At 50.6% G+C, this 17,103-nt stretch carries 15 protein-coding genes; 3 read left to right on the top strand and 12 right to left on the bottom strand.

Going from position 1 to position 17,103, the window contains the following annotated elements; translation table 11 throughout:
• Window positions 1–226 precede the first annotated feature (226 nt).
• Window positions 227–2,374, top strand: coding sequence for a formate dehydrogenase subunit alpha (gene fdhF / locus WC7_RS15610; RefSeq protein ID WP_016152795.1), 2,148 nt, complete (start codon window positions 227–229; stop codon window positions 2,372–2,374).
• Between the two features lie 49 nt (window positions 2,375–2,423).
• Here fdhF and WC7_RS15615 read toward each other — a convergent pair whose 3' ends face one another.
• The gene (locus WC7_RS15615) at window positions 2,424–3,071 is read right to left on the bottom strand and encodes a hypothetical protein (RefSeq protein WP_032947085.1); all 648 of its coding nucleotides are present in this window, start codon (window positions 3,069–3,071) and stop codon (window positions 2,424–2,426) included.
• Between the two features lie 247 nt (window positions 3,072–3,318).
• Here WC7_RS15615 and WC7_RS26335 point away from each other — a divergent pair.
• Window positions 3,319–4,163 (top strand): IS5 family transposase gene (locus WC7_RS26335; protein ID WP_100245687.1). Its coding sequence is split into 2 segments (ribosomal slippage): window positions 3,319–3,664 and window positions 3,664–4,163, totalling 846 coding nucleotides; the frame shifts between segments, so codons are not numbered across the junction.
• 43 nt (window positions 4,164–4,206) lie between these two features.
• On the opposite strand, the gene WC7_RS15625 is transcribed toward WC7_RS26335, so the two are convergent.
• The 9 genes from WC7_RS15625 to WC7_RS15665 form a co-directional block, all read right to left on the bottom strand.
• The gene (locus tag WC7_RS15625) at window positions 4,207–4,389 is read right to left on the bottom strand and encodes a DUF1869 domain-containing protein (protein ID WP_003832433.1); all 183 of its coding nucleotides are present in this window, start codon (window positions 4,387–4,389) and stop codon (window positions 4,207–4,209) included.
• A 3-nt stretch (window positions 4,390–4,392) separates the two neighbouring features.
• Window positions 4,393–4,755, bottom strand: coding sequence for a DUF1971 domain-containing protein YeaR (gene yeaR, locus WC7_RS15630; RefSeq protein ID WP_005120376.1), 363 nt, complete (start codon window positions 4,753–4,755; stop codon window positions 4,393–4,395).
• Between the two features lie 173 nt (window positions 4,756–4,928).
• The gene (gene leuE / locus WC7_RS15635) at window positions 4,929–5,567 is read right to left on the bottom strand and encodes a leucine efflux protein LeuE (RefSeq protein WP_016152793.1); all 639 of its coding nucleotides are present in this window, start codon (window positions 5,565–5,567) and stop codon (window positions 4,929–4,931) included.
• A gap of 139 nt (window positions 5,568–5,706) precedes the next feature.
• Entirely contained in the window at window positions 5,707–6,357 is a 651-nt protein-coding gene (gene zinT, locus WC7_RS15640) for a metal-binding protein ZinT (protein ID WP_016152792.1), read from the bottom strand.
• An 85-nt stretch (window positions 6,358–6,442) separates the two neighbouring features.
• The gene (locus WC7_RS15645) at window positions 6,443–7,033 is read right to left on the bottom strand and encodes an ATP-binding cassette domain-containing protein (protein WP_016152791.1); all 591 of its coding nucleotides are present in this window, start codon (window positions 7,031–7,033) and stop codon (window positions 6,443–6,445) included.
• Window positions 7,017–7,811 (bottom strand): ATP-binding cassette domain-containing protein, encoded by a 795-nt coding sequence (locus WC7_RS15650; protein ID WP_016152790.1) that lies wholly within the window; start codon window positions 7,809–7,811, stop codon window positions 7,017–7,019. The genes WC7_RS15645 and WC7_RS15650 overlap by 17 nt, the downstream gene beginning before the upstream one ends.
• On the bottom strand, window positions 7,805–8,617 hold the full coding sequence (locus tag WC7_RS15655) for an ABC transporter permease (RefSeq protein ID WP_016152789.1): 813 nt from the start codon (window positions 8,615–8,617) through the stop codon (window positions 7,805–7,807). The genes WC7_RS15650 and WC7_RS15655 overlap by 7 nt, the downstream gene beginning before the upstream one ends.
• Entirely contained in the window at window positions 8,607–9,581 is a 975-nt protein-coding gene (locus tag WC7_RS15660; RefSeq protein WP_016152788.1) for an ABC transporter permease, read from the bottom strand. Before WC7_RS15660 ends, WC7_RS15655 begins: the two co-directional genes overlap by 11 nt.
• Window positions 9,581–11,167: an ABC transporter substrate-binding protein gene (locus WC7_RS15665; protein ID WP_016152787.1), complete on the bottom strand. Its 1,587-nt coding sequence runs from the start codon at window positions 11,165–11,167 to the stop codon at window positions 9,581–9,583. The genes WC7_RS15660 and WC7_RS15665 overlap by 1 nt, the downstream gene beginning before the upstream one ends.
• 432 nt (window positions 11,168–11,599) lie before the next feature.
• Here WC7_RS15665 and WC7_RS15670 point away from each other — a divergent pair, with 432 nt between their 5' ends.
• Window positions 11,600–13,687, top strand: a complete 2,088-nt coding sequence (locus WC7_RS15670; RefSeq protein ID WP_016152786.1) for a TonB-dependent receptor — start codon at window positions 11,600–11,602, stop codon at window positions 13,685–13,687.
• Between the two features lie 284 nt (window positions 13,688–13,971).
• Here WC7_RS15670 and htpX read toward each other — a convergent pair whose 3' ends face one another.
• Both htpX and prc read right to left on the bottom strand, forming a co-directional pair.
• Complete coding sequence (gene htpX, locus WC7_RS15675) at window positions 13,972–14,853, bottom strand: protease HtpX (RefSeq protein WP_016152785.1); 882 nt, start codon at window positions 14,851–14,853, stop codon at window positions 13,972–13,974.
• 192 nt (window positions 14,854–15,045) lie between these two features.
• Window positions 15,046–17,094, bottom strand: a complete 2,049-nt coding sequence (prc, locus tag WC7_RS15680; RefSeq protein ID WP_016152784.1) for a carboxy terminal-processing peptidase — start codon at window positions 17,092–17,094, stop codon at window positions 15,046–15,048.
• Window positions 17,095–17,103: the final 9 nt, after the last annotated feature.

Below are 17,103 nucleotides of genomic sequence, written 5' to 3'. Positions count from 1 at the left end.
ACCGCTGACCGGCAGACTAATTTTGTCGCGCCTCGTCATTAATGTCGAATCGTCAGTCATTCTGCTTAACGCTTTGGCCGCCAGCCCCTGCTATTGCTGGGTTTTCACTTCTGGCACACTTTATGCTTAAACAGCCCGTCACTACGACACATCGTAGTCCGCGATACGTATCGCGTGACTGCGTCTACAATTCGCGCTATTTCAGCATTTAACAGGTCTGTTATTGATGAAAAAAATCACCAGTGTATGCCCATACTGTGGGGCCGGGTGCAAGCTCAAGCTTGTTGTTGAGAATAACAAAATCATCCGCGCTGAGGCCGCAGAGGGTGTAACGAACCAAAATCAGTTATGCCTGAAAGGCTATTATGGTTGGGACTTTCTTAACGACACTCGCCTTCTGACTCCCCGTCTGACCCGCCCGATGATCCGTTATGAAAAAGGTGGAAAATTCACTCCCGTTAGCTGGGATGAAGCCATTCGCTACACCGCAAAACGCTTAACTGAAATCAAAAATACCTATGGCCCTCGTGCCATCATGACCACCGGATCTTCCCGTGGAACAGGGAATGAGACCAACTACGTGATGCAAAAATTCGCACGTGGCGTGCTCCATACCAACAATGTCGATTGCTGTGCCCGCGTCTGTCACGGCCCTTCCGTGGCCGGGTTACAGGAAACGTTAGGCAATGGCGCCATGAGCAATTCCATCAGCGACATTGAAAACTCAAAATGCCTGCTGATCTTTGGTTATAACTGTGCCGATTCACACCCAATTGTGGCCCGCCGGGTAATTAAAGCTCGCCAGAACGGCGCAAAAATCATTGTCTGCGACCCACGCCGGATTGAAACTGCCCGTATCGCTGACCAACATTTGCAGTTGAAAAACGGTTGCAATATGGCGCTGGTCAACGCCTTTGGCCATGTTCTCATCGAGGAGCAACTCTACGATCGCGAGTATGTACAAAAGCATGCGGAAGGACTGGAAACATACTGGGAAACCGTTAAGGAGTATGCGCCTGAAGACGTTGAACATTTAACCGGTGTTCCCGCACAGCAGGTTCGTCAGGCGATGCGTACATTTGCCGCGGCGCCATCGGCCACCGTGATGTGGGGGATGGGCGTCACCCAGTTTGGTCAGGCCGTTGACGTGGTTCGTGGTTTGTCGAGCCTGGCCTTGCTGACCGGAAATCTGGGACGCCCTAACGTCGGTGTTGGCCCGGTGCGCGGGCAAAATAACGTGCAGGGCGCGTGCGATATGGGGGTGCTACCTAACCAGTTTCCCGGGTATCAGGACGTAACCGATTTCGCCGTCAGGGAGAAATTTGCCACCGCATGGGGCATTGACGTTAATCAGATGGATGACAAGGTTGGGACCCGCATCACCGAAGTTCCGCATCTGGCTATCGAAGGCAAAATCAAAGCCTACTACATCATGGGAGAAGACCCGCTGCAAACCGAGGCCGATTTGGGTCTGGTCCGCGAAGGATTTAACGCGCTCGATTTTATCGTCGTGCAGGATATCTTCATGACCAAGACGGCGGAAATGGCCGATGTCCTCCTGCCTGCCACCTCATGGGGTGAACACGGTGGCGTCTTTACCTGCGCCGATCGCGGTTTCCAGCGTTTTGAGAAAGCGATTGAACCCACCGGTGATGTAAAGCGTGACTGGGAGATTATCAGCCTGCTGGCCAGCGAAATGGGTTATCCAATGCAGTATCAAAATAACCAGCAAATCTGGGATGAGATGCGCGAGCTGTGTCCACTGTTCTACGGCGTGACCTATGAGAAAATGGGTGAGATGGGTCATGTTCAGTGGCCATGTCCGGATCTCGATAGTCCTGGTACGCCCTACCTTTACGCGCACAGCCAGTTTGATACCGCCAATGGCAAAGGCAAACTGTTTGCCGCACCGTGGCGAGCGCCTGCAGAAGTTCCTGATGAACAATATCCGCTGGTGCTGTGTACCGTGCGTGAGGTTGGGCACTACTCCTGCCGTTCGATGACCGGCAACTGCGCAGCGTTGCAAGCGCTGGCAGACGAGCCTGGGTATGTGCAAATCAATACCCATGATGCTGAAAAATTGGGTATTCGTCATCGCGATCTGGTATGGGTCAGCTCGCGCCGCGGTAAGGTTATCAGCCGCGCGGATGTCTCCGAGCGCATCAATGTCGGAACGGTCTATATGACTTATCAATGGTGGATTGGCGCGTGTAACGAGTTAACCCAGGACAATCTCGATCCTATTTCGAAAACGCCGGAAACCAAATATTGCGCCGTAAATATTGAACACATTACCGATCAGGGGTGGGCAGAAAAATATGCCGCACAAACGTATAGCGATATGAAGTCACGTCTGTGTGAGGCTATTGCGTAAATCACCGCCATCATCGCCTGAGTCTGGCTTTCCAGACTCAGGCCTTATCTCATGACTTCGCCAGCTGTGGTTCACTGAAGCGGATGGATGCAGCTTCCTCCTGCTTATCCCGCCGCATAAAGCCGAGGTTCATCAGAAACAATCCCGCCATAAACGGTAGTTCGTACAGTTCTTCAATCAGATCGCCATACTGAGCATTGTGCAGAAAGATGGGAGCCAGCAGACGATGATGCTCTACCGTATCGGAGATCAAAAATGCACAGGTGGTGATCGCTAACAGCCACAGCGGTAGCGATTCATTGCGAAAGCGACGGGCAATATCCTGGCGTAAGCGCTTCGAAATCAGCACTGGCAGAATAATCATGGCAATCAATACCACTGAGATAGCTCTGAACAGGAGTTTAGGATACTCAGGAAAATAATCGCGGCCCCAACTTGTGCTTCGGCCCAGTAATACCAGCCACCACGCTGCCGCCCAAAGCCAAAATTGCTTCTCGCCTTCGGGACGTGATAAAGGCCTGATGTAGCTGAGTGTAAATATGGCACCAAACAGCAGCCATAGCGCCTGGCCATTTTCAATCCAGCTGACGACAATACCGTTGAGTAGCGGGAGATGCCAGTTCGCGGCGAACGGGATCGCCACGATGGCTAATCCGAGAATGATTGTGGGTAATGTAAGTCGGGTATTGAGTTTCATAAGCGCGATGTTCTTTTTTTGTAACTGTTTCGCGATCATAACCCCTGTGAATGATCAACTATTAGCAATCAATGCGACTCTCTTAAGGTTTTCTTAAGGAATCCTTTCTGGATATTTCCCTGTTTCGCCCAGATAAAAAAACGCACTGCGCCGTCAAAGCGCAGTGCAGTTTTTAGATTAAAAACTAGGCTGTGTCCCTTAATCACCTGAGCTATAGTAACTGCCTGTTTCCACAACACATTGAACTATGGCTCGTTACGACCTTCCCGATGATGCATGGGCTCTCATCCAGCCCTTATTACCTGCTGAACCAGCAACACCACGGGCCGGACGCCCATGGGCAGAACACCGTATGGTCATCAATGGTATGTTCTGGGTGCTGTGTTCAGGCGCACCATGGCGCGATTTGCCTGAACGATATGGTCCATGGAAGACCGTTTACAACCGTTTTAACCGGTGGTCAAAGTCAGGAGTGATTAACATGATTTTCAACAAGTTACTTACGTTACTTGATACAAACAGTCTTATTGACTGGTCAGCGACAGCATTGGATGGCAGTAATATCCGTGCACTCAAATGTGCAGCCGGGGCTCAAAAAAACATCCCGATATCGCCGGAGATAATGGGCTGGGTCGCTCTCGCGGCGGTTTTGGCACCAAAATCCATCTGGCGACAGACGGAAGCGGTCTGCCGTTAAATATTGTGCTGAGCCCCGGACAAGCCCATGAAAGCCAGTTCGCACAACGTCTGCTGGACGGTATTGGTGTTCAGCGCCAGAATGGCAGCATGAAGCGACGTGGTCATGCCGTACTGGCAGATAAAGCCTACTCCGGACATGCGTTACGGAACGAACTGAAAAACAAGGGTATAAAAGCCGTCATTCCTCGCAAATCCAATGAAAAAATGGCCTCAGATGGTCGTTCACAACTCGATCGTGATGCTTACCGTAATCGCAATGTTGTTGAACGTTGCTTTGGTCGCCTGAAAGAATATCGTCGCATAGCCACACGTTATGACAAAACGGCGAGGAATTATCTGGCGATGGTTAAACTGGGCTGTATCAGACTGTTTTACAAAAGATTATGCAATTAAGGGACACAGCCTAATATATTCAATCAGTAGCAGTGACTAATGCCTACCACCCGCAGACTTCGTGCTCATTTTCGGTATCGTACGAACGCACGGTATTGACCAGATCTTTGACCACTTCTGCTGCCACATCCGGCACCAGTAATGTCATTGGTGCCTCTGTTTCATAATCAACAGAAACACCGTTGCTGTTATTGGTCACGGTGACGGTATAGGTTGCTTTACCCATGATTTACTCCTTGCCGGTGCGCACGACTTTTCGTTGATTTGCACTCTCCATCAGAACTTCCGGGGCAACGAAAAAATCGATATTAAAGTAAGTGTCGTCGGTCATCACTTCGATGTTATGCCATTTTTCCGGTGGAAAAACGCCAAACTGACCGGCTTCAATAATCATCACCTCTACTGGCTCCGGGCTGTGTTCGTCTGCGTATCCGAGATATTTGACCGCCCCCTGCATAACCGAAAGTCGAGGATAAACCCCGGCACGGGTCCCTTTATCAAGGTGGCGTTCGAAAATTCCGGCAGGCGCCGTTTCTTTGTTCCAGAATGGCGTAGAGCGTGTATGGATATGATTCTGTGGAATTTGAAGCATTTTTCTTCCCTTTTCCAGTCGACAACCAGCGAGTCATATTGAACCGCTGCTGTACACAGGGTACGCCTCAAAATATATATTTAAAATACCATTTATTGGTTATAACCGTACGATTATAAATGAAAAGCAGAGCGCAATATTAAAGGCCCGCCGCAATCAGCGGGCCGATGGCATCACGATTGAAGCGTGGCCAGACGGGCGGCAAAACCAACGAAAATCAGGCCGATAAGGGAATTCCCCACTTTAGCCAGTTTCTTCTTCGTACGGATATATTGCGTCACAAACGCGCCGGAGAAAATAAGGAAACTCAAATAGAAAAAGCTCACTATCTCAAGCGTAATAGCCAGAATAAAGAATGACAGCCCTGAATGCGGCGCATTGACATCAATAAACTGCACGAAGAACGACACATAAAACAGAATAGCTTTGGGATTGGTCAGGCTCAGGATTAATGCGCGCTTAAAAATAGCGCCAAACGGGACTTCCTCAGGCGCGGCGTCGCTTGCTTTCGATTTCAGTGTTGCATACAGGATCTTCGCGCCAAGATACAGTAAATAGAAAGCGCCAAGATAACGAACGATATTGAACAAAACGGGCGTTGTTTTAATCAATGCAGCAACACCGGCATAGGCCAAAAACATCAACACGGCATCACCAATAAACACACCGCTGGCGGCGAGATAACCCCCCTTTACTCCCCTACCGACGCTGTTTTTCAGCACAAATATCGTATTTGGCCCCGGTACCAGCACGATAAAAATAGCCCCCACCAGATACGTCCAGTAATTCAGAACTCCATACTCTGCGAACACGTTAACCTCTTCCTGAAAAAACACATGCACTTGCTGCGATACAATATGCTAACGAATGCGACAGGTGATGGAAAGAGCAGGTTATTAATTAAAAAACCCGCCACTGGTGGCGGGTGTGTACAGATAAGGTTAGCCCAGATTAATGGTGCAGCATCTCATCCACTACTTCTTCGCCCTTCAGCTGATAAGGGTAGTAGGTAGGCCAGTTTTCCATCTCCTCAAGTAAGGCGGCCTGCGAGGTATTTCCCATAAAGATATGGAAGTGGCTCGATTTACGCGGCGCGATAATATGATCGCTGAATTGCACGTATTTAGGCGCTTTGCTGTCAGCGGCTTTACACTCAAACAGATACCGTACACCTTTCTTGCCTGATTTATAGTGCAAGATTTTATACCCGGCATAATCGTATTTGCACGATGCGACCTGATTACCGGTGTGAAATTCCATCACGCCATCTTCGATGCCGATGGTGTCTACATTGGTTGCATAGCCTGTACGGTAATAAGCTTTAATTTGTTCTGCCGTTTTGCTTTTATCTTTCTCCGCTTTCTTTTTGAAAACCGGATCAAGTTCGCCACTGACCAGATACGGATAGACAGATTGCCACATGCCATCCCAGTCGGACAGCGCCCGGTTCTGCACCTGGTTATCATCAAATACCCCTTCCGACGCCTTTTGTTCTGCTTCACTCATCGGCGCACCATGGGAATGATGACCATGCGCCAAAACCTGCCCACTGACTAAAAGCATCCCCAGAGCGATTGTCAGTTTGTTAAAACGAATAGCCAAAATTTCACCCTCAAATCGTTTGCGAGTGAAATGTTATAATATAACGTAACAATTTAATCAATAGACATTACTGCACGTTATTGCCTCACGCTTCAATGAGTTTTCTGGAGCAGATCTGATCAAGCAGAGCCTGCTGATGGCTGATAATGAGCATACCTAATGGCCGACGCTGGCACTCTTCAAGCAGCAGTACCCAGATATCTTTTTGAATGGAAGGATCGAGTTGGGCGGTAATTTCATCGGCAATAAGAAAACGTGTCCGCGGATCCAGCGCGCGAAGTAAAGCAATTCGAGCCAGTTCACCGCCAGAAAGCTGTCCGGGACGACGGGTTAACCACTCAGGATTGATGTGAAGACGGGTAAGCAGTTCGGTATCAGGTCGCCAGGCATCATAAACCGCATCGCCGGTGCTACGCCGGGGGTTAAAGGTTAATTCCGGATGCTGTGGCACCAGTTGCACCGGGCAATACTGGTGCATTGGCAGCGGTTGGTCATCAACCAGAATGTCACCCGAGGTCGGTTTTTGCCAGCCCGCCAGTACGCGTCCCAGCGTTGTTTTGCCGGTTCCGCTGGGTGCACAAACCCCAATGCGTTCTCCGGGGCGCAGAGAGAAGGTCAGATTTTGCCATAGCACCTTTCCTCCCTGACAAATCGTCACTTCACGACAGCACAGCATCGCGCTCTCCAAAAAGTTGATTTCTTTCAGGCAGCGCCCGCCATTGGCGTTGCAGATGCTCGCTGATCTCTCCGCGTAACAGCTGTTCCCGGCTGACGTTATCCGACACCCTTCCCTGATGCAGCGCGACAATGCGGTCCGCGTGGCGAGCGGCCAGCGTGAGGTCGTGCGTTACCCATAAAACGCCAGCCCCTTGCTCACATTGCTCACGTAGCTGTTCAAGCAGTTGATTAGCCAGCGGTGCATCAAGCCAGGCGGTAATTTCATCAGCCAGAATATAGCGAGCCTGGCTCAGCGACGCGTGACAGGCCAGAACACGTTTCGCCATCCCCCCTGAAAGCTGGCGTGGGAAGGCATCTAATACGCGACTTTCCAGTTGGCTACGCTGGAGCAATCGTTCAATTTTTCCGGCATTCCAGGCCTGGCCGGAGAGCTGACTTGCCCTGCGCAGATGCTTTTCAATCGAGAGCAGCGGGTTAAGCGCCTGAACGCCTTGCGGGACATAGCTGAAAGTATTGCCACGACATTTGCGAATATCATCACTGTCCAGCGTTTTCCCCTCCAGGGTGATGGAGCCGTTGAAGCGCAAATTGTCCGGTAAGAGATCAAGCAGACATTGCAGCAACAGGCTTTTACCTTCCCCACTTCCCCCGACTAACGCCACCATCTGACCAGGCGCTACGTCGAAAGAGATATCCTGCAACAGCGAAGACCAGTTTCTCGCGCCGTACCAGCGATAACGCGCCACGTCCAGCGAGACCTGTCTTAAACTCAACATGCGTCACCTCGTAACCATAAACGATGCACTGCCCTTGCGAGCTGATCGAATAACATAACCAGACTGAATAGCATCAGCCCGGGAAACAGCACTAACCACCAGTCGCCATGACTGATAAACCTCAGCGCATCAGCCAGCAACAGGCCCAGCGATGGTTCATGCGGCGCCAGCCCAAAACCGAGGAAGCTCAACGCCGCGCTGTGCAACACCGCGTGGGGAAACATCAGCAAGGTTCCCGTTAACCACTGGGGTAACAATGCCGGGAGATAGTGATGCCGCCAGCAGTAAAAATGTCCGTGTCCCAGACGCCAGGTTAACGTCAGATAATCACTGTGGGCCACGCGCTGCGCTTCGGCACGCAGGATTAGCGCCAGACGCGGCCAGTGGGTCAACGCAACTGCCATAATCACCCCATTTTTTCCGCCACCCAGCGTGAAACAGATCAATATGAGCAACAGCAGATGCGGCATTGACAGCATGGCATCGGTAATCAGACGCATTAGTACATCCAGACGCGGATGTATACGTGAAACCGCCGCCATCAGTAATGCGATGAAGCCGCTGCACAACGCCGCGCCAATACCAATTTGCAGACTGGTTAACGCGCCCTGAAAGCAACGAATCCACAGATCGCGACCGAGGTTATCGGTGCCAAACCAATACAGCGCATCAGGCGGTAAATGACGGGCAAGCAGATTAACGCTCAATGGGTTTTCCAGCGTCGCTGCGCCATACACCGCAATGCATAGCAGGCAGCTAAAAGAGAGCAGAAGACGAATCAGCGTCGGCGTCGGATTATAGAGCATCAGGTCGCTCCAGAGCACGGTTCAACACATGGACAAGCCAGGTAGACAGCGAGTTGCCAATGAACACCAGTATGGTACTGAACAACACAATTCCCATCAGTAACGGCAGATCGCCGCGTAATCCGGCATCAATAGTGGCCTGTCCCAGTCCCGGATAAGCAAAAACTTTTTCCGCCAGCAGTGCGCCGCCCAGTAGTTCTCCCAGCGAGGCGAACTGCAGGCACAGCGCGGGCGTGATAGCGTGGCGCAGAACCTGATGACGCAGCAGCGACCAGCCTTTATCTCCCTGAGAACGCGCAAAACGGACAAAATCGCTTTTCATCACGCTGGCGATACTTTCCCGCGTATGAAGTGTAATTTGGCCAAGTCCCAATAAACTTAGCGCGCAAACGGGCAGCACTAAATGGCGCAGACGCTCAGCCAGCGTGGCCATATCGCCACTGTTGCCCGGCTCCCACGCGCAGCAGACCGGAAATACAGGCCAGCGCACGGCAAATAACGCCAGCAGCAGCATACCAATCCAGAAGGTCGGCAAAGACGAAAGCAGATAGCTGAGTCGACAGATTGCTTTATCCGGCCAGCGATTCAGATAACGACCCGCGACAAATCCCATTGCCGTTCCCAGTATGCCGGAGAGCAGCCACGCGCCGCCAAGCAAGGCAAACGAAGTTGCAAAGCGCTCCTTGATTACGCTGGCAACTGGTGCATTAAACAACATTGAGTAGCCGAGATCGCCCTGCAATACACGTATAAACCAGTGACCAAAACGCTCCCATAACGGCTGGTCTAATCCCCAGCGAGCAGCGATACGCGCATATTGTTCCGGCGGCACGTGCAGGAGATCGTTGCCGATATAGGCGCGAATCGGATCGACAGGAGAAAAGCTGAGCAGCATAAAAGTGCCAGCCGCAACCAGCACTAATAACACTATCAGCCGTAGAAAATGGCCTACAACAGACTTCATCAACGGCAGGTCCAGGTCCATTCATCCAGATTATTGAGCAGGGACCAGCTACCGTGGATCTCCGGCGCGCCTTTGCCCAGGTCAATACACGGATTTGCCAGATAAGTGTGCTGAATGTTCAGCAGCCATGCCCAGGCGGCATCGCCCTGCACCCCAGCCCCTTGCTTGCCATCCCACTCCACCTGTTGCCAGAAAGGCAACGCTTTTTGCCAGTCTGGAGCATCAATGGCCTGTTTAAGATGTTGTTCAACGACGGGATTGCTGTAATAGCCTGGATTGTAGTATTCCACGCCCGCGGCCTGATTGCTGTAGTGATGGAAAAGCTCCATCGGATCCAGGCTTCCCCAGCCAAACAGCGTCGGGTTCGCATGCATATGCCGCTCAACGGTTTCCCAGCTTCCGGATTGCAGCGAGACCTGAATACCCACGGGCTCCAGCATCGCACGTACGGCCTCGGCTAAATCCCGGCGCGTACTGTCACCGCTGGCGTACCATAGAGTCAGGCGAGCCTCTTTACCGTCTTTCACACGTACGCCGTCTTTCCCCACCTTCCAGCCGGCTTCTTCCAGAATCATCCGCGCTTTTTCGCTGTCGCCATCTTTGAACGCAACTGACTGTCCCTGCCATGGCAGGCCCTGAACCGCGCTATACGCCGGAATCGCATGACCTTCCATGACCTGATCGGCAAGTTGTTTACGATCGATGGCGTAGTTGATGGCGCGTCTGATGGCGATATCAGCCGTGATATCGTTACCGATCGGATAACCATTGGCGTCTTTTTTACCCGCAGGAACCATCGGGAACACAATGCCACGGTTTTCCACGCTGTCGCGTACCCAAAGCTTCAAATTCTGCTGTTGAGGGGCGACCGCCATCGAAGGCGCAATACGCACGAGTCCCAGTTGACCACTGCGCGCTGCGGCATAAGCGTTATCTTCATCAAGGAAGACAAACACCAGCTTACTGAAATCATTTTTCTTACCGGCATACCAGGGGTTCGCCTCCACGATCAGCTGCTGCCCCGGCTGAAAACTCACCAACCGATAAGGGCCCGCGCCAATCGGATTTTTGGCGAATGTTTTTTCGTCATACCGTTTTTCGGGAACAATACCCAAAGAGCCCAGCACGTTCACAAAGGTGCTCTGCGGGCTGCGCAGCGTGATTTCTACCGTGCGGTTATCTTTCAGGCTGGCATGAGTAAAGTTTCCCATGTCGATTTTGCCGCCGCTCTTTGCGGCTTTATTATAGGTGAACACCACATCTTCAGCGGTTAGCGGGGAACCATCGGAGAATTTAAGGTCAGGTTTTAACGTCAACGTCCAGGTTTTGCCGTCAGCACTGGTTTCAACTTTTTCCGTCAGCAGGTTACCCCAGCTCATATCTGCGTTTTGTTTTAATAATGGTGCATGCAAAAGCAAATAGCTGCCATGACTCCAGCCCAGCATCGGGTCAAACCCTTCCGTTGGCTCAGGTCCAATTGCCAGCTTCAACGTCTGCCCCTCGCTCACATTTTGCGCGGCGAGAAGTGGTGAGGTTAATGCGAGAGTCAATGCGCACGTAAGCAGTGCCAGCTTGCCTTTAATCATTATGTTATCCAGATTTGCGTTATTTTTATGCCGCTCAACGATTCAATGCCGTTAAACGGTCTCCTGGGGAAGGGATTATGGCGGACTGAAATGACGAAAAAAATGATGCGGCGCAGAAAAGTATGACGATTTTCTAAGATTATCATACTTTTTTCTGATACTCCTAATTGAGTACCCTCTGAATCACAGAAAATAGATTAAATGTTAGCCAGTCAATTAATAGCAAATTAATTACAACCTAATGATTACAAATACTAATTATTGGTCATTTCCGCTATTTACTTAGCTAAAACTAATGACAATTTATGTATATTTATTCAAGAAAAACACCAGAAGTGATAAGTTATGTAAACATATAATGATAATTATTTTTATTATCATTCCCATCAATTATCTTACTTCCTTTGAATTTTTAACAAAGGAAGTTTGACTATGCGTTTAAAACCTGTTGCTTCTGTTGTTCTGTCCTGTCTAGGATTTTCCAGTCCCCTGGCCTTCGCTGAAGATGTTATGGTGGTAACCGCTTCCGGTTACGAAAAGAAAATCACCAACGCTGCCGCCAGCGTCTCCGTTATTTCACAGCAAGAGTTACAAACCAATAAATATAATGATTTAGGCGAAGCCCTGCGTTCTGTTGAAGGGGTGGATGTTGAAAGCAGCACCGGTAAAACCGGTGGCCTGGAGATCAGCATTCGTGGCATGCCCGCCAGTTATACTCTGATCCTGATTGACGGTATTCGTCAAAACGGCAGCAGCGATGTGACGCCAAACGGCTTCTCAGCTATGAATACCAGCTTTATGCCTCCACTGGCGGCAATCGATCATATTGAGGTGATCCGCGGCCCGATGTCGACGCTTTATGGCTCCGACGCAATCGGTGGCGTGGTGAATATCATTACCAAAAAAAGTACCGATAAATGGAGCACCTCCATCAATACCGGCGTTAACCTGCAAGAGAGTAATAAATGGGGTAACAGCACGGTCGCCAACTTCTGGTCTAGCGGCCCGTTAATCGCTGGCGTACTGGATATGCAGGTTCGGGGTAGCACCACCCAACGTCAGGGTTCCAGCGTTACCTCCCTGAGCGATACCGCCTCCACACGCGTACCTTATCCTACCGAGTCAGAAAACTATAACATCGGCACGCGACTCGACTGGAAAACGAATGAAAGCAATACGCTATGGTTAGATCTCGACTCCGCCAGACAGCGCTATGATAACGATGACGGTCAGTTGGGTAACCTGACGGGGGGTTACGATAAAACGTTGCGCTATGAGCGTAACAAAGTCACCCTCGGCCACGATACCGCCTTAACGTTCGGCACCTGGAAATCCTCCCTCGGCTGGAATGAAACTGAGAACAAAGGACGACAATTAGTCTCCTCCGCACTCACGCCAGAGAACGCAGGCCGGGCCGGTGACGCACGTGAACTGAAGAACACCAACGTCATTCTGGACTCAGTACTGCTGACGCCATTAGGTGATTCGCACCTCTTAACCCTCGGCGGGGAATATTGGGATGCGCGCATGAAAGACGGTGTGGTGCTGGCCAATACCGGCGAAACGTTCCATCAAAAAACGTGGGCAGCCTATGTAGAAGATGAATGGCATATTCTCGACTCATTGGCCTTAACCGCAGGGACACGCTACGAGCATAACGATGTCTTTGGCGGTCATCTCAGCCCACGAGCGTATATGGTTTGGGACGTATCCGACGAATGGACGCTCAAAGGCGGCGTGACGACAGGTTATAAAGCACCATCACTGAGCCAGTTACATAACGGGATCAGCGGCGTAACCGCGCAAGGAACCGTGAATACGGTCGGTAATCCGGACCTAAAACCTGAGGAAAGTATCAGCTACGAAACCGGGCTGTATTACGAGAACGACACCGGGCTGAACGCCAACATTACCGGCTTCTATACCGAATACAAAAATAAAATTGTCTCGTATTCTATCGATGATAATACCAACAGCTATACCAACAGCGGCAAGGCAAGGACCGATGGCGTTGAATTTGCCAGCACCTTCCCTCTGTGGTCGGATGTGCTGACTTTATCCCTCAACTATACCTACACCCAGAGCAAGCAAAAAGATGGTGACAATAAAGGCGCGCCGTTAAGCTACACGCCAAAACATATGGCTAACGCTCGCCTGAACTGGCAGGCAACGGAAGATATGAATGCCTGGCTGAGCGCACGTTATCGCGGTAAAGCCCCACGCTTTACCGAAAATTACAACAACCTCAGCGCAGTACAAAAGGCCGTCTATGACGATAAAGGCGCTGATTTAAAAGCCTGGACCGTTCTCGACATGGGAATGTCTTATAAGCTGACCAAAGATCTGACGCTAAATACGGCGGTCAATAACGTGCTGGATAAAGACTTTAGCGAGGTTAAACTTTACCAGGTGGGCCGTAATAGCACCTACGCAGGAGATTACTATCAGACTGCACAATCCACTACCGGATACGTAAACCCGGGCCGTAACTATTGGGTATCATTAAACTACCAGTTCTGATTTAGTTTTTTCCTACCAGACGGGCTGTCAATGATAGCCCGTCTACCACTGGGTTTCATCAAATGCCCGGCACTGTTCATTTTGTCAGCCAGCGGGGCTCCTATATTTTTACCAGAGATAAAGCGGCAAGGAATATTTTCGTCCCCGGCAGAGAAAAATGACGGAATGAGAGGTAAAGCAGAACTGGGACAGAATAGTCTGGGTGAGGCTTTAATCGATAGCTTTAAATAGCCATTATGTTTTATGAGTCACGGAGCAACGGGTGCCCCGTGACAGTCATTAACTTACTTCAAATACTCTCCGCTGCGCAGCGCTTCAATACGTTTATCCAACGGCGGGTGAGTCATAAACAGCTCACTCAACGACTTGGATTTACCGTTGATGCAGAACGCCATCATGCTGGTCGCTTCCTGCGGCTCATAGCTGGTTTTCAGACGCTGCAGCGCGGCGATCATTTTCTCACGCCCCACCAGTTTTGCTGAACCGGCATCCGCATGGAATTCACGATGACGTGAGAACCACATGGTAATAATGCTCGCCAGAATACCAAACACCAGTTCCAGCACCGTCGCCACTGCGAAGTAGATCAATGGGTTGCCGTTACTGCCCTCACCCTCATCGCGGTTTCCGCCCATAAAGCCAGCGGCAATTTGCGCCAGAATACGTGAGATAAAGATAACGAAGGTGTTCACCACACCCTGAATGAGCGTCATGGTAACCATATCGCCATTGGCAATGTGGCTGATTTCATGCGCGATAACGGCTTCGGCTTCCTCCGGGCTCATGTTTTGCAGCAGGCCTGTACTTACAGCCACCAGCGAAGCATCCCGGCGCGCACCGGTAGCAAACGCGTTAATATCTGGCGCATGGTAGATTGCAACCTGCGGCATAGCGATCCCAGCCTGGCGAGCCTGATTCGCTACCGTATTCATCAGCCAGCGTTCTCTTTCATTGCGAGGCTGTTCGATCACTTCCCCACCAACGGATTTTAACGCCATCCATTTGGACATCAGCAGCGAAATGAAGGAACCACCAAAACCAAACAGCAGTGCCATGATCAACAAGCCTTGAACGCTGCTTGACTGAATCCCTGTCAGGCTCAATACCAGCCCGAAAACGACCATCACAGCCAGGTTCGTCAGCAGGAAGAGCGCGATTCGCATCATAATTTTCTTTTAACCTCAATTTAACAAAACGCACTATGCGATTACCCATATCGTATGGGTCTTATGGCTATTTTCAAGCATCCATAGGTGCTAAGTCACCAGAAAGACACAACTTTACATTTTATCGTATCACACTGACGTCTTCATGCGTTTGTTAAAAAAACAGGCACAATTTCTTGTGCCTGTTGGAGGTTATTTACTGGTTGCGGGCTGTTCCGCTGGCTTTTCTTTTTCAAGATGCGCCAGGTCAAGCGCAATTTTTACCGTTTCATCCAGGTAGGGATCTGGTTCCTGGTAATCCTTCGGTAAATCGTCCAGTTTTTTCAGCGGCGGCTTACCTTCTCGCTTAAACCGATCGTTGATACGCGCCAGACGCATTGCGTCATCTTCGTTATTCTCTTTCTCACGCTGAGCGTAATTGAGAGAAGCGATGTTGCGTTTATCCTTCATCGCATTGAAACGCGCAATATCCTTCATGATGTACTGGAACTCAGGATCGTTGGCAATACGTGCATTGTGCTCTTTTAACAATTCAGGTCCGAACGGCGTCAGATTCTCTGATTTGGTGTAAGACGCAGCATCAATGCTATCCCACGGCAGGGCGTTATCTTCAAACTTCTCACCGGTTTCCGTTTCTTCATTACCTGTCGGCATGATGATGTCCGGCGTAACGCCCTTACGCTGCGTACTGCCACCGTTTACACGGTAGAATTTCTGGATCGTATACTGAACAGAACCCAGCGCCGGCCATTCCGGACGCAGCATCTGATCATAAATACGGTTCAGAGAGCGATACTGCTGTACAGTGCCTTTCCCGAAAGTCGGTTCACCAACGATCAGCGCACGACCATAATCCTGCATTGCCGCAGCAAAAATCTCTGATGCCGAAGCACTGAAGCGATCGACTAACACTACCAGCGGACCTTTGTAGTACACAACGCCGTCGGTATCGCTGTCTTCACGCACTTTACCGTTATTGTCACGAACCTGAACCACCGGGCCGGAAGGAATGAACAGACCGGAGAGCGAAACGGCTTCGGTCAGCGCGCCACCACCGTTAGTGCGCAGATCGATAATGACGCTGCTGACGTTCTGTTTTTCCAGCTTCTGCAACTGAACTTTGACATCATCCGTCAGACCAACATAGAAGCCAGGGATATCCAGTACGCCGACTTTTTCTTTGCCAACGGTTTTCACGGACATTTTCACGGCGCGGTCTTCGAGACGAATACGTTCACGCGTTAACGTGACGGTACGCGTCTTAGTACCTTTACCGGCAGGCAGGATTTCAAGGCGAACTTTGCTGCCTTTGGGTCCTTTGATCAGCGCAACAACGTCATCCAGACGCCAGCCAATCACGTCGACCATTCCCTTACCGGTCTGACCCACGCCGACAATACGGTCGCCAACGCTTATTGCTTTGCTCTTGGCTGCCGGGCCGCCCGCCACCATGGAGTTAATGACGGTGTAGTCATCATCCATTTGCAAAACCGCGCCAATACCTTCCAGAGACAGGCTCATTTCAGTATTGAACTGTTCGGTATTGCGTGGAGAGAGATAATTAGTATGCGGATCGATCTCACGGGCGAAAGCCGTCATCGCCAGAGAGAACACATCTTCGCTGTTGGTCTGCGCCAGACGGCGAATCGCAAACTTGTAGCGACGCGTCAGCGTTTCACGAATTTCCGCATCGGTTTTGCCGGTCAGCTTCAGGCTGAGTTCGTCAAATTTAACCTTGCCGTCCCACAGCGCGTTAAGCTCTGCTTCGCTCTTCGGCCATGGCGCTTTGCTCCGGTCGAGGTTAAAGGTGTCGGTACCGGTGAAATCCATTGGACGTGCCAGTACGCTTAACGCGTACTGATAACGTTCAAATCGGCGTTTTTGCGCCAGATTATAGAGATCGTAAAAGACATCCAGCTTGCCGGTACGCAGTTCATCGCCAAGGACCGTTTTCTTTTTTGCATACTGTTCGATATCGCTCGCCAACAGCACGTTGTGGCTGTAGTCGAGCAGATTCAAATAGCGGTCAAAAATTTTTGCCGAAAACGCCTGATCCAGATCGAACTGGCGATAGTGCGAACGCGTAAAACGCGATGTCACACGTTCACTTACCGTCGCATGCTGGGTTTCTTCCTTTAAAACGGGGATTTGATCGGCACGCGTGATATCTTCCACAGCAAGTGCCTGGCCTGCTAATGCAAGCAGACCAGCTAACGCAGTAAGCCTAAAAAAAGTGTTCATGCCAGGCCT

Source organism: Citrobacter sp. KTE151 (assembly GCF_000398845.1).
GTDB classification, from domain to species: domain Bacteria; phylum Pseudomonadota; class Gammaproteobacteria; order Enterobacterales; family Enterobacteriaceae; genus Citrobacter; species Citrobacter braakii.
The sequence above is the reverse complement of the archived record's forward strand: the minus strand, read 5'-3'. Positions and strand labels throughout refer to the sequence as shown.